Origin of the sequence: Pseudoduganella violaceinigra DSM 15887 (genome assembly GCF_000425385.1) — a bacterium.
In the GTDB taxonomy this organism is placed as follows: Bacteria; Pseudomonadota; Gammaproteobacteria; order Burkholderiales; family Burkholderiaceae_D; genus Rugamonas; species Rugamonas violaceinigra.
In genome coordinates this window covers 1-12,850 of record NZ_AUDI01000004.1, presented here as the reverse complement: position 1 = coordinate 12,850, position 12,850 = coordinate 1, and the positions used below count along the sequence as shown (strand labels likewise).

15 protein-coding genes and 1 tRNA gene are annotated in these 12,850 nt (G+C 59.5%); 2 read left to right on the top strand and 14 right to left on the bottom strand.

Going from position 1 to position 12,850, the window contains the following annotated elements; all coding sequences use genetic code 11:
* Window positions 1-98 precede the first annotated feature (98 nt).
* The 7 genes from H597_RS29600 to H597_RS35455 all read right to left on the bottom strand — a co-directional run bounded on the left by H597_RS29600 (window position 99) and on the right by H597_RS35455 (window position 5,346).
* A complete protein-coding gene (locus H597_RS29600) occupies window positions 99-1,625 on the bottom strand; it encodes a methyltransferase regulatory domain-containing protein (protein WP_035373082.1) in 1,527 nt (508 codons plus the stop codon).
* Window positions 1,622-2,851: a class I SAM-dependent methyltransferase gene (locus H597_RS29595; protein WP_051293505.1), complete on the bottom strand. Its 1,230-nt coding sequence runs from the start codon at window positions 2,849-2,851 to the stop codon at window positions 1,622-1,624. Before H597_RS29595 ends, H597_RS29600 begins: the two co-directional genes overlap by 4 nt.
* Window positions 2,852-2,865: 14 nt before the next feature.
* Window positions 2,866-3,021, bottom strand: coding sequence for a hypothetical protein (locus H597_RS34650; protein ID WP_154667938.1), 156 nt, complete (start codon window positions 3,019-3,021; stop codon window positions 2,866-2,868).
* A 23-nt stretch (window positions 3,022-3,044) separates the two neighbouring features.
* Window positions 3,045-4,700, bottom strand: coding sequence for a hypothetical protein (locus H597_RS0103725; RefSeq protein WP_028100951.1), 1,656 nt, complete (start codon window positions 4,698-4,700; stop codon window positions 3,045-3,047).
* A 32-nt stretch (window positions 4,701-4,732) separates the two neighbouring features.
* Window positions 4,733-4,888, bottom strand: coding sequence for a hypothetical protein (locus tag H597_RS34645; protein ID WP_154667937.1), 156 nt, complete (start codon window positions 4,886-4,888; stop codon window positions 4,733-4,735).
* Between the two features lie 8 nt (window positions 4,889-4,896).
* Window positions 4,897-5,109: a hypothetical protein gene (locus H597_RS0103715; protein ID WP_028100950.1), complete on the bottom strand. Its 213-nt coding sequence runs from the start codon at window positions 5,107-5,109 to the stop codon at window positions 4,897-4,899.
* A gap of 84 nt (window positions 5,110-5,193) precedes the next feature.
* Entirely contained in the window at window positions 5,194-5,346 is a 153-nt protein-coding gene (locus tag H597_RS35455; protein ID WP_169433284.1) for a hypothetical protein, read from the bottom strand.
* A gap of 212 nt (window positions 5,347-5,558) precedes the next feature.
* On the opposite strand from H597_RS35455, the gene H597_RS0103705 reads away from it, so the two are divergent.
* Window positions 5,559-5,939, top strand: a complete 381-nt coding sequence (locus H597_RS0103705) for a hypothetical protein (RefSeq protein ID WP_035373080.1) — start codon at window positions 5,559-5,561, stop codon at window positions 5,937-5,939.
* A 91-nt stretch (window positions 5,940-6,030) separates the two neighbouring features.
* Here H597_RS0103705 and H597_RS34640 read toward each other — a convergent pair whose 3' ends face one another.
* Window positions 6,031-6,255: a hypothetical protein gene (locus tag H597_RS34640; RefSeq protein WP_154667936.1), complete on the bottom strand. Its 225-nt coding sequence runs from the start codon at window positions 6,253-6,255 to the stop codon at window positions 6,031-6,033.
* A 123-nt stretch (window positions 6,256-6,378) separates the two neighbouring features.
* On the opposite strand from H597_RS34640, the gene H597_RS33065 reads away from it, so the two are divergent.
* Window positions 6,379-7,335, top strand: a complete 957-nt coding sequence (locus H597_RS33065) for a phytanoyl-CoA dioxygenase family protein (RefSeq protein ID WP_051293504.1) — start codon at window positions 6,379-6,381, stop codon at window positions 7,333-7,335.
* 301 nt (window positions 7,336-7,636) lie between these two features.
* Here H597_RS33065 and H597_RS0103690 read toward each other — a convergent pair whose 3' ends face one another.
* From H597_RS0103690 to H597_RS33790, 6 genes are all read right to left on the bottom strand, one after another.
* The gene (locus tag H597_RS0103690; RefSeq protein WP_028100948.1) at window positions 7,637-7,888 is read right to left on the bottom strand and encodes a hypothetical protein; all 252 of its coding nucleotides are present in this window, start codon (window positions 7,886-7,888) and stop codon (window positions 7,637-7,639) included.
* 85 nt (window positions 7,889-7,973) lie between these two features.
* Window positions 7,974-8,053 (bottom strand) — tRNA-Cys (locus H597_RS34635).
* A gap of 427 nt (window positions 8,054-8,480) precedes the next feature.
* Window positions 8,481-8,756, bottom strand: coding sequence for a hypothetical protein (locus tag H597_RS34630; RefSeq protein ID WP_154667935.1), 276 nt, complete (start codon window positions 8,754-8,756; stop codon window positions 8,481-8,483).
* Window positions 8,757-8,945: 189 nt separating this feature from the next.
* Entirely contained in the window at window positions 8,946-11,018 is a 2,073-nt protein-coding gene (locus H597_RS29585) for a response regulator (protein ID WP_051293503.1), read from the bottom strand.
* A gap of 746 nt (window positions 11,019-11,764) precedes the next feature.
* Window positions 11,765-12,154, bottom strand: a complete 390-nt coding sequence (locus tag H597_RS34625) for a hypothetical protein (protein ID WP_154667934.1) — start codon at window positions 12,152-12,154, stop codon at window positions 11,765-11,767.
* The coding region (locus H597_RS33790; RefSeq protein WP_161630566.1) for an RHS repeat-associated core domain-containing protein at window positions 12,154-12,850 on the bottom strand (697 nt) is incomplete at its 5' end. The genes H597_RS33790 and H597_RS34625, both read right to left, overlap by 1 nt.

Sequence of the window (12,850 nt, the reverse complement as noted above, 5' to 3'; positions counted from 1 at the left end):
GCGACCAGGCTGGATGCCGCTCCGGGCCCGACGCCGACCCATCGCCGGCGTATTCTAGCAGCCCCGGATGGCGGGGTGCGCGCGACAGGGGCCGCCTCTCACATCATGCGCAGGGAGCGCCAGATGGGCAGCCGCTGGGCCAGGATGGCCGCCACGGTACGGGGCAACGCTGCGCGCATGGCGTGCAGCGCCGCTGCGGCGGGACTGTCGGGAGCACAGGACGCAAAATGACCCAGCATCAGCGATTCCACCCGCTTGCTGATGTCGCCCGCCTCGGGCTGCGCACCGGCCGGCGCCTGCGCCAGGCATTGGTAGACAAGGCGCTGCGCCAACCCGGAACGCAGGCCGCCGCCCAATTTCGGCGAAGCCAGCGCCTGGTAATGGTCGCCCAGGGTCGATTGCGCCGCGATGGCCCGGTTAAGCCGCCTGGCCGGCGCAGCGTCCGCCGTCTCGCTGCCCAGGAAGTAGCATGCCGCGTGCCCCGCAGCGCTAAGGCGTGCAGCAAGGCGGGCAACCGCCTGCAGGCTCGATCCCGTAAGACTGGCCAGTCCGGCGAAGGTCTTCGGCCCGCTGGCCAGGGCATCGAGCAGCTGCCGCATGGCCGGGGCGTCGGCCCCGTTCGCCCCCTCCGGCGCTACGACGGCATCGGCCACCGAGGTCAGGGTCACTCCCAGCCTGGCCAGCCATGCGGCCTGGCGCGCCGCGCTCATACGGCGGGGGCCGCGTATGTACACGTCCTCCCTGAAGCTGGTGTTGAGCAGGTAATCGCGCATTGTTTCGCGCCAGCGTGGATCGTCGATGCCGGCCAGGAGTTCCTGCTGCGGCACTGTCAGGTAATCGCCTTCGAAGGCGCCCGACAGGTCGGCCGGTCCGATAAATGCAAGTCCGGCATCCGCCAACTCGTCCGCCACGTCCGCGTGATACAGCGGCTCCCAGCCGCTGTTCAGGTATTCGTGTGCCAGATAACCTGCCTTATCGCCCGACAGGGACGCCATCCGGTGCTCCAGTTGCTTGTTCCCGTCGAAAAACGCGGCGCCCGACTTTGCCAGTTCCTGCGCCAGATCGCGCGCCTGTTCCAGTTGCCGCACCCGGGGTACCGGATTGCAGGAAGCATGTTCGAGCAGGAGCTGCTGCAAAGGCAAGGTGCGGGTCCAGCCGGGCAAGGCATTGTAGTTGACGTAGACGACGCCGCCGGGCTTCAGGTAACGCTTGATGAACGCCACCACGCATTGGCGATTGGCGGGCGTGATCCAGCTGTACACACCGTACATGGTGATGTAGTCGAGCGGCGGCAGGTCGGCCTTGCCCTGCGCCAGGTCGGCGAAACTGCACTCCAGGACCGTCATGTTCGCCAGTTGCGCCTCGTCGGCCAGCTGGCGTGCGCTTGCCACATGGGCGGGGTTGAAATCGTTGGAATAGAAGGAACCCTGAGGGTGGCTTGCCGCCAGCACATTCGAGGTCAGGCCCATACCCGCTCCCAGCTCAAAATAGGTGAAGGGGCGGTCCACCGGCAACGGCTCGACGCCGTTCAGGATGCAGGCGATGTTCAGGTGGCTGGGACTTTGTTCGGCGAAGTACGCCGCCGGATAATCGAGATCCGCCACATAGCCGTCGTTCCAGTTCATGCCTGCGCTCCTTTGTTGCCGATACCCGGCACGCTGAAATGACGGGGCAGACATTTGGCCAATACGGCGCCCAATTCCACGCCCACCTGCATGGCGCCGCGCACCGGGCTGCGATGCCTGCCTGCTGGCGGATTGCGGCGCTCGGCCGCGGCGGCCTGCGGCGGGCAGATCGAGATCTGGCCGGAATCGACCAGCAATCCTGCCAACCGCGCGATTTCCAGCAGGCTTTTGCCCCGCACTGCCGCCAGTTGCGTCAACGCGGCGACGGGCTGCGGCCCCTCGGCCAGCAACTCCAGGACAGGAATGGCCAAGGCTTCGTCCAGCGCTACCCCGCTGGCCGGGCAATGCGGGAACAACGGTCCTGCCACGCTCGATGCGAGGCGGCATGCGCCAAGCCATTCCGCCTGGCGCTGGGGATGCATACGGCGCACACCCCGCACATAGACATCGCGCCGGAACGAAGCATCCACCAGGACATCGTGCACAGTCTCGCGCAGGACCGGTATGGTTTGCGCCGCCAGCAGCGTGCGCTGCGCCGGCGCCAGGTAGCGATCGGGATCGCTCCAGCAAAAGTCCGCCGACGCCACGTAATCCAGCTTGGCATCGGCGAATGCGCGTGCCACGTCCGCATGGTGCAGGGCTTGCCAGTGCGGCTCGGTAAATTCATGGCCGGCTCCGCAGCCTGCATTGCCGATCTGCGCCAGCTGCCGGCGCATCGCCGGGCTGTCGTTATCGGCCAGATAAGCGGCGCCGGCGCGGCGCAGCTGTTCAAGTTGCAGCCCCGCCTGGGCCAATTGCCGCGCCGGATCGCCGCCATGCAGCCTGGCCTGCTCGCGCACCAGCCGCTGCAAAGGCAGCACACTGCTACAGCCGGGCAAGGCGTTGTAGCCGATGTAGGCCAGGCCGCCCGGTTTCAAATAGCGTTTGCACAGGTCGGCGACATGATCGCGGCTGGTCCGATCCAGCCAGCTGTAGGCCGTGTGCAGGACGATAAAGTCCATGGGCGGCAGTTTGGTGCCGGGAGCCAGGGCGATATCGGATGTGTAGAAGCGGCCGTTCGGATAGCGCTGCTCGAGTGCTGCGATCTGCGGGCCCTGGCGGCAACCCAGCGCCAGGTAATTGAAGGGCCGCTCCAGCGGCACCGGCTCCACGCCCGCCAGCACGCAAGCGAAATTCAGGTGCGCCGGTTCGTGCACGCGTTCTAGCTTGTTCTCAAACTGATTCATCGCCCCTCCGGCTGTCAGTCTTTACGGGAAAGGCGCCGGATCCGGTGCCAGTTGAAGCCCTCGCCGAGCGCGGCGCAGTCGCGGTCGCGCGCATGCGGATCGCTGTTCGAATCGGCTGCCATGGTGAACTCCTTGTCGGTCGCGAAGACGGGCATGCAGCGTTGCCGCATGCCCGGACTATCCTGCTGCGGAATTAGGCGCGGAGGATGCGCTCTTTGCCGGCGTTGCGGTAATCGCCCAGGCTCAGGTGGCCGTCGCGCTCACCGTTGGTGGCCGATTCCAGCGATTTGAATAGCTCGCTGTTATTGGCCAGCATGCGCCGGGCCGCATGGCGCACATCGTCCGGCACCTGGATGGTTTTGCCGTCCGGGCCGGTAAAGTAGCCGGTTGCCGCCATCTGGTGGACCTGGTCGCTGTCCAGGAAACGGATGTGATGCTGCGCCTGGAAATCGCGCATGGTGCGCGTCGCCCATGGCGCGGAGGCCTGCCCGTAGCCTACCGGCGTCACATCGTCCGGCTTTCTGATGTAGCGGCGATCCGGCCATGGGTCGCGCCCGATCGCCGGGATGGTACCGTCCTTGACCGCTTCGCCGTAGTCGCCCAGGCTAAGTTTGCCGTCATGCTTGCCGTTGGTGGCGGACTCCAGCTGCTTGAACAATTCGCTGCCATTGGCCAGCATCTTGCGGGCCGCCTGCTGCACGTCGTCCGGCACCGGGTGGGTCTTGCCATGCTTGTCCGTGTAATAGCCGGTATGCGCCATCTGCTGCACCTGGCCGATATCGAGCAGGTCGATATCCTTATCCTTCTGGAAGTTCTTCATGGTATTGGCCGCATCGGCGCGGGAAGGCAGTCCGTCGTAGCCGCCCTGGTCCCAGTCGTATTCGGGCTGCTGTGTGCGATACCCGCCGTCCCGGCTGATCGAACCATCCTTGAGCGCTTCATTGAAATCGCCGATGCCCAGTTGTCCGTCAAGCTCGCCGTCCGTGGCGCTTTCGAGCCGGCGGAACAGCTCCCAATCGTTTGCCTGCATCTCACGCGCCGCGTCCCGGACTTCATCGGGCACCTGGATGAATTTGCCGTCCTTGTCCTGGCAGTACCCGGTTTCGGCCATTTGTTCCAGCTGCGTGATCGACAGCAGGTTGATGCCGTGATCCTTCTGGAAATCGTTGATGGTCTTGGCGGTGTCGTATTCGCTCGGCCGGTTCGACGAGATATTGCCGTTCATGATGGCGTTCAGGAAGTCCTCGAGCGTCAGGCCGCGCGTGCGCTGCGGACTGCGACAGCCGCCGTTGGGCAGGATCGTGCCGTCCTTGACCGCGTTGGTGTAGTCGCCCTTACTGAGCTGGCCGTCATGCTTGCCGTTCGTGGCCGATTCGAGCTTTCTGAACAGCTCACCGCCATTGGCCATCATTTTTTTCGCCGCCAGGCGCACTTCGTCCGGCACAGGCGTGGACTTCCCATGCTTGTCCGTGAAGTAGCCCGTTTCGGCCATCTGGCTTAGCTGCTTGTCCGACAGATAGCGGATGTTGTTGTCTTTCTGGAAGGAGTTGATGGTCTTGGCGGCGCTGGACCCGGATGGCAGCCCGCTGCCATCATCGCCCTCGGCGCCGCCGTCGATCGTCAGGTTCGCGAACGCCCCCTTGAGCCAGGACGGCAGGCCCATTTGTTCGAGGATGTCGGCCAGCGATTCCGGCGCGCCATGGCCGCGCGGCGAGCGGCCGTACTGGATGTCGCTCACCTCCGTGCCGTACTGCGTGCCGCCTCGGCGAATAGGGTCGACAAAGCCCGCTGGAAGGTCTTTGAAGTTGGTGGTAATCGTGGTCGTGGTGGTGGTAAACGTGGCTGACATGCTTTTTCCTTCGTCGAATAGTGAATGCGCGCCTACAGTGCCGACTGCGCGATGTCTTCCGCCTTTTTGATCAATTTGGTGAACACCGCGACGTTATTGACATCGCTCTTGGCGGAGGCGACTTCCTCCATCTGGCGGCGGTCGTAATCACTGCTGCTGCGCGCCGAACGTAATTTTGAGCCGGACATGGAAGCTCCTATTGCTGATCGTTGATGGTCTTGGCCATGGCGTTGAAGACCTTCAGCTTGGCCAGCGAGGTGCCCTGCTGCGACACCCACAACTGGAACTCCATGGCTTGTGCGGCCCCCTGCTGGGCGGCCTGCCCCAAAGGCATGGACGTGGTCTTGTCCATGGACTGGCCCGGGCGCGCCTGCGACGCACCGAACATACCGTTCTGATAACTGCTCATCTTGTTCTCCTTGCGGCGATGCCAACGAGGTGGAGGCGGCAGCCTCCACCTCTCCGCCTCAATGCGAAGCGGATTTGAAGGCGCTTAGATCAGGGACAGTGCGTTGTCCTGGCCTGCCTTCTGCAGCTTCAGCTTGATGGCGTCGGCGTTCAGCGCTTCTTTCGCAGCAGCTGCCGCTTCCTGATCGATGATGCCCATAGCCGAGCCGATACCCGATGCGATTGCGGTGAGTCCCATAATGACCTCCTAAGTTGTGGTTGAAGTTGCCGCCTTACGCTGTTGCGTTGCGACGGTATCGATATGTGGAGGCCGGCGCGCCCGCAGTTCCACCGGCACCGACATTTAATCGAATCCCGGTTCCGCGGGAACCGTTCGCCGTGAATCTGCAACCTATCGGTGCGTTATGTATCGGACATGCGCGAAAAACTTCAACCACCAAAGGATCGGACATGAGCTTTAAATTCCCAACGGTCGGCGGCCCCAACTTCGCTCCGCCAGCATTTGCAAGCTTCAAGGACAGCCTGAAAAGCAAATCCAATGACGAACTGGTCAACATGCTGGGCAAGGAATCGCTAAGCCCCGCCCAGCGCGAAGCCATCGGCCAGGAACTGGCCTCGCGCATCAAATCGCAGCAAGCGGAGAAGAGCGGCGGGGGCGGCGGCGATGAGGAGGACGACCTGCGCCGCCTGCTGAAGAAACTCCAGGACGGCACTATTTCGCCGGAAGAGATGAAGCAATTGGCGGGCATGCTGGGCGTCAGCGTCGCCAAACTGGAAAAGGCCAAGGGCAAGGGCCTGGAAGAATCCGGGCTGGATCTGCAAGGCGGTTAACAAGGCAGCGCACAAAAGACCAGGGCCGGATCCACCGCAAGCGATCCGGCCCTTTTCCCGCTTGCGGCCTTGGCGGCCGCAAGCACCCTCCTTAAACGATGTCGTTCGCAGGATTCTGGGGTTGGGACTGCGAGCCGCCACCCAGGGCTTTGGCAGCGATATTGGCAACTTCCGGCAGAACGGCACGGGCGAGATTAGCAGCGATCAATGGCAGCATTTCAAACTCCTTCAAATTGCGCAGCTTGCGCGATGGTTGATGTGGTGTAGGGCTCAGGCGCCCAACACTGAGTGGCAGCGAACCCTGCCAGCGTTCCATATCCACGGCAAGTTGCGGGCGGAACCGGCGCCGCCGCGGCAGCCACCTATTGCCAGGCCTGGTGCCGGGCGCATTTGCGCGGCCCTGTCAGCGCTTGCCGGCGTTCCCACTTGAGACGAGCATATGGACTTCGCAGAACAACAATCACAGGCATCCCTTCCCTCGCCGCTGGCCCGCGCCGGCCAGCTCTCCTTCTGGCTGGACTTGAACCCCGACCTTCCGATCAGCGTGGCGCCGCTGGCCAGGACGGCTCCGACCACCCTGCCCGGCCTGGTCGAAGCCCGGCGCCATGCGGCCGACACCATCGCCGAAGGCTATTTCCAGACCGTGCCCATCATCCCGCGCAGCCATGCGGGCAGGCTGGCGCAGGCCATCAGCGGACTGGTACAACGCGGCATCCCGCCAATCTTCTGCATGGTCTATGACGCCTTCTGGCAGATGTTCGCCCCGCTCGACCCGGTCCTGCGCGAGCTGCTCGGCGAACGCTATCAGATGATGCCCACCGATATCTGGGCCTGGCACGTGGCGCCGCAGGACAATGCCAGCGGCTGGGGACCGCACCGCGACCTGGAGACGCCGCAAGCCATCGGCACCGACGGTCGCCCGCGCCTGCTCAATGTCTGGCTGCCCCTGACCGATGTCAGTCCCCTCAACGCCTGCATGTATGTGCTGCCCCAGCATCTGGACCGTAGCCTGGGGGCCGAAGGCGAGCAGAAGGAACTTGACCTGAACGACTGGCAGAACATCCGCGCGCTGCCCGTCCCCGCCGGCGCCGCGCTGGGCTGGAATACCCATGTGCTGCACTGGGGAGGCCGCAGCAGCACGCGCGCCAGCCAGCCGCGCATCAGCGTGGGCATCTATTTCCACAACCGGGACTGCGACCTGCACGAAATCAATCCGGATACCGCCCGCGCCGGCTTCACCTCCCTCGATTTCGACCCTGGCCTGCAACTGCCGTTCGAAGCGCGCCTGCAGGCAATCGCCGGCGCCATCTACATGTACAACCGCCGCGTTCCCGCCGATTTTCCCGACACCTGGGAACACATCTTCCAGTTCGCCAGGCAATACAAACGCAACTGACCGCGGCCAGATGTAAAAAAGCCGGGAAATCCCGGCTTTTTCGATATCCGCAACGATGGAACGCCGGTTCCGTGGCCACCATCTGGGATAATCCTCGAACGGTTGCCGCTTCGCCCTGGCGGTTCGTGTAATACCTCCGAGCAGGATGTCGAGCGTAAGCGAGGCATATGGCCGCCGGATCAAGCATCTGCGGAGAAACGCATGCCCAAACCAGCCGGTCGCACACAATCATCTCGATCAGCATAAAAAGCAAAAAAGCCACTGGGGTCAGCGGCTTTTCTTGGGTGAAAGCGAGTGCGCTTTAGAGGAAGGGCCAGCTAAGGATGCCTTTGATATGCAGAACCGGGCGCAGCACCAAGTAGCCAAGCGCAAAACCGATCGCCACCAAGCTGCGCACATCGCCCATGGCGGCCAGGAAAATCCCGCCAACCGTGGCGGCGGACACCAGCACCATCATCCAGACTTCGATGCTGGCAAAGAAGGGGCCGGCCAGGCGCCAGGCTGCCACGACCAACTTGATTGCTTCTCCAGGAGTTTTTACCGGCTTTTCCATGACTATTTCACCAAAATGCTGTTTGCACAAAAATCGAAGCGGAAAAAGAAAAATCCCCGGCTAAGCGGGGATTTTTCTTTACTACTGGAGGCGAGGGCCGGAATCGAACCGGCATAGACGGCTTTGCAGGCCGTTCGCGATCTTTAGAATCAGCCACGTACAGCCCAGCCACCTTACGGGCTACCGTCCTCCGTACTCCAGCAGCAATTATAGCACCGCCTTCAACAGCGATGACTTGCAACTCAGCAGCCTCATACGATCCATGGCTGCAGCGACGCTTCTTGGATTGGAACGAGGCCAGGGAGCGGCAGTGCGTCTACTCCAATACTGCGCGACGACGCTTCCACTTCAATTTGGAATCCGCCCTCGGTATCTGCGCCTTTCGTCGTTGTTGGGAGCTCATCACCCCGATCATTCCTATCGAGGGGAATGGTCAGCGCGCATGCCTCGCATATCTTCTTCGGTCACAATTTCCCTATAATCGCGGAAATCGATCCGGGACGGGACTGGCCAGGGATCGAGTCCGGCTTCCATGAGCACCGACTTGGCCAGAAATCGCAATTGCTTCCAATCGTCGCCACCAATAAAACTTTCATACGATTGCCTTATCCAGCGAATCAACCAGTTCAAATAGTTCAAGAGCAATCGGGCATGGTTCAAATTCCCAAATGCACCCGCCGTAAAAATCTTGGATCGTGCCGATGAGATTAACAGCTGCATTCTCTCTCAAGGAAAGCGCGTTGTTATTTCCGTTGTTCGGAAGCCCGCCCAATGTTTCAACCTGCCGCGTGGGATCCAGTAACAGTAGCGAAAAAACCATCCATAAAGTTTCAGCGGTACCGTAGGGCCTAATTTCTTCACTCATCATTGATTCCAATAACTTAGCCCTCTTAACCCTGGAAAAACTCACGACCTTATTGGATCGTGAGGTAGAACATGCGAACGCGCAGCACTTCGCCTTTTAGATGGATTTATACGCAAAGCTGCCGTTTAGTCTCCCCAGCAAACGCTCGATCGCGGAGCCGGCCATACTGACGTCCAACCCTAGCGAGTCGTGTCACCCCCCGTCACCAACGGCACAATTAGATCCATGCAGCGCCTCGAGCGCCACCTTTTCCAGCAATTTCCGCAGCTGAATTACGATCCGGCGGGCACTTGCAAGTTCAACGCTCGCCTCTTCCCGAGGTAGCAGCTCCAGCTCGTGGCAAAGGTCCGCCATGCCAAAGGCGCCAACAGTTCGCGCAGCCGATTTGATCCGGTGCCCCAGTTGGCGCAGCAGTTCGACCTCGCCGCGAACCAATGCGGCCTCCATCTCGCCAACACCGTCTCTCGCGCTTTGCAAGAATTTGATGGCGAACTTACGAACGCTGTGCGGGTCATTCCCAAAAAGAGCCGCAAGCACCGACAAATCGATCACTGCCGGGTCGCCGCCGAATGCCGGGTCCACGGATGGCGCGTGCGACTCATCCTTGCGTGGGGCCGTCTGCAGCGCGCGTTGCGGCAGCCAGTTCGCGATGATCTGGCACATCAATGCCGGCTGGACGGGCTTCGAAATGAAGTCGTTCATGCCTGCGTCAATGCATCGCATCCGTGCTTCGGTTGTGGCGGTGGCCGTCATCGCCAGGACGGGAAGGCGAGCCAGATGCGGGCTGGCGCGAATGCGGCGCGTCGCTTCCAGCCCGTCCATCTGCGGCATTTGCAGGTCCATCAGCACGCAGTCGAATTCGCTATGGCGCAATAGCTCCAAGGCCTCGACGCCGTTGCTCGCAACGCAAACCCTGGCGCCTTCCTCTTCCAGAATCTCCTGCGCGATTTGCTGGTTGAAGGTATTGTCCTCGGCCAGCAGAATGCGGACGGCCTCCAGTTCCCTGGCATGCCGTGCCGGACCTCGCTCCAAAAGCTCGGAGGCGGCGAAGCTAAGCTGGTCTATGAGCGCCGGTGCCGCATTGGGCGGCGTCCGAAGTTCAGCTGTAAACCAGAACGTGCTCCCGACTCCCGGCTGGCTGTTGACGCCGACATCGCCGCCCATCAGCTGGGCCAGTTCTTTGCAGATGGCCAAACCCAGTCCAGTCCCCCCATATTCCCGTGTGGTCGAGGTGTCAGCTTGCTGGAACGAAACAAACAGCTTTGCCATTTCCGCCGACGACAGACCAACGCCCTGGTCTTTTACTTCAAAGCGTAGAAGGCATGTGCTGGGACTTGCCACTTCCTTGCGTACCCGGATTTCTACTGTGCCTTCCTGACTAAACTTTATCGCATTGTTCGTGTAGTTGATCAGTACCTGTCCCAGGCGCAGCGGGTCACCCACCAGCAACTTCGGCAAGGCGGGATCGAGATCGAACACCAATTTCAGGTTTCGGCTAGCGGCCTGTGGCGCGACCACTGTCGTCAGCGTCTCCATCACATAGTCGAGACAGAATTCCACATTCTGAACGTCCATCTTGCCGGCTTCGATTTTCGAAATATCGAGGATGTTGTCGATAAGTCCGAGTAAATGTTCGCCGGCAAAGCGAATTTTTTCCAGGTAGTCGCGCTGCCGTGGGTCGAGATCGGTCTTGAGTGCCAAGTACGCCATACCGATGACGCAGTTCAGCGGGGTGCGAATCTCGTGGCTCATGTTGGACAGGAAATGCCCTTTAGCCAGACTTGCGGCATGCGCCTGCTCGTTGGCTTTTAGCAGTTCTTCGTTCTTAGCCTCAAGCTCTTCCTCATGGCGCTTCTCTGCCGTGACATCGTGGTAAATTGTAACGAAGCCGTTGATCCCGCCATCCGCACCGTAGATGGGGCGGCCAATGATATTCAGCTTTAACCCGTTGGCCATCGTCCGCATGAAGCTATGGGGAGTGAACTTCATGCAAAGCTCGACACGAGCGGCCACCAACTCTTCGATGTCCCCTGGCCCATAGTCGCCGCGCAATGCAATGAAGCGAAACACATCGGCCATGGTGACGCCGGGATACATGACTCCGTCGGGAAAGCCCTGCACCTGGCAAAAGGCCGGATTCCAAAAGCGGATGGACAAGTCGCGGTCAACAATGGTAACCCCGACCGGCATATACTCCAATGCCGCCGCCAGCCTCGGGAAATTCAGTCTGATAAATTCTTCACTGTGAGCTGTCGATCTCATCATTGGACCAATCGAAATCTATCCTTCAGGGCAGCGCAAACGGTGTCACCTCCCCTCGCCGCGCTGGGTCGCCAGACACTTAAAAACCAAGAGTATCACCCCTGCTTAAAGGAAAAATGCACACATTCTCACGCCCAGCCGGCTTCCGGCAGAAGGCGCTTGCCGCTGTTTCTGTGAAGCGCACTAGGTAATAAGTCTGGTACTCCCGGCTTCGCTCCGCCAGGCGCTATTCGTGTTCGACATCGAATAGGCTCTCGCGAAAGTACAGGTCTCTGTCTTTCCGGCTCGTTCCGTTTTGAGGAGGTGGGAACGCAAAAAAGCCGGGACGTTCCCGGCTTTTTTGCAAGCTAAGTGCTTGATTTGTTTGGAGGCGAGGGCCGGAATCGAACCGGCATAGACGGCTTTGCAGGCCGTCGCACGCTTTTGGAATCAAGCACTTACAGCGCTGCTACCCTTACGGCTACCGGCACTGCCTCTTTACTCAGCAATTATAGCATCGACTTCCCATCACTGGAGTCCATCTCGGCAACTCGCTTCGATTTCCCAGTACGCATTCACTATCGGACGTGCCTCTGGAGTTCCATCCTTAATGTCAGAGTATCGATTGCACTGCTCGCACCCTGCAAATGCTTATCACTGTTTGCCGAATCAAATCATCACTTACCGAAAGACGATGCTCTTCGAAGCCCTTCGGGGGCAAGCGGTTGTGCCGGCCAAACAAACGCCGCTGCTCCACCGTTCTTTTGACGTCACTTCATATCAGTCAGGTTATAGACCCCTAGGCGATGATTTGTCGAAACATAACTGGTCTCGCCAATTTTTTTCAAAAAAAACAGATAATTTTTGCCAACAACACAACATACCGGATCTTCCTCCGCAATTGGGCCACGATACTGAACATTAATGGCTTTGCCAGGCAAACCTTTTAATGACTGAAGCACATTCACAACTGCATATTTAGGAATATATTCCCGACTATCAACATTAGGATCTATTCCAACAACCGTTCCGATAACGACAATATCTGATTTTGCCACCTTTTCATCAAGAGCCATCACCCGCAATTGATTCGCTTCCGCAAGCAACGGCATTATGCCCAATGCAATAGCGAACATCCTTCGTTTTAATAAAATAACCATTATTTCTCCGCGTGATTCGGTTCTGGCGCGCGCTGAGCTCCATTTCCATTCTGCGCACGAACTTTATTCTCATTATCGACAGCGTTTCCGGTATCGCTAATCCCAATTAACGGCAATGCATGACCAACAATTTCATGTACCAAGATATCGGCTGGATTATCGGTGAGCGGTTTTCCATTTGTGTCAGTCAGATTGTTGTTGGGATTCCCGGAAATCACAACTCTAACCTCGTTACTTCCAGCGTTCTTCATTGTCACGCCCCCACCAAAGTCCCAGTCAACACCTTTAAGACCATTGGCAGTAACGTAAGACGAGATTTCTAATGTAATCCTTTCTGGACTAGCAATTCCCTTTGCAAGTTGTTCTGAAAAATAGGAAGATTTACCTTTGCCGCTTCCTGAAGTTTGCATCAATTGTCCGTTCTTATCAAATTTAAAACTCCCGGAGGCCTTGCTGTTCAAGTACCCGGCGAGCTTCGTTCGTTCACTTGGTACTGCAGCAACAATTTCACGTCCATCAGGATCAACGTATTTGTAAGGGCTGTTATCTGTGTAGACATAGCGGTTGAAGCTTGAACCACTGTTTGCATCAGTCATTACCTGATCAATGCTCAAGAACCGCCCCGCCACAGGATCATAGTAGCGCTGCTGCATCTGCACCAGCCCTGTGTTGGTGTCATTCACGTGGCCGGTGAAC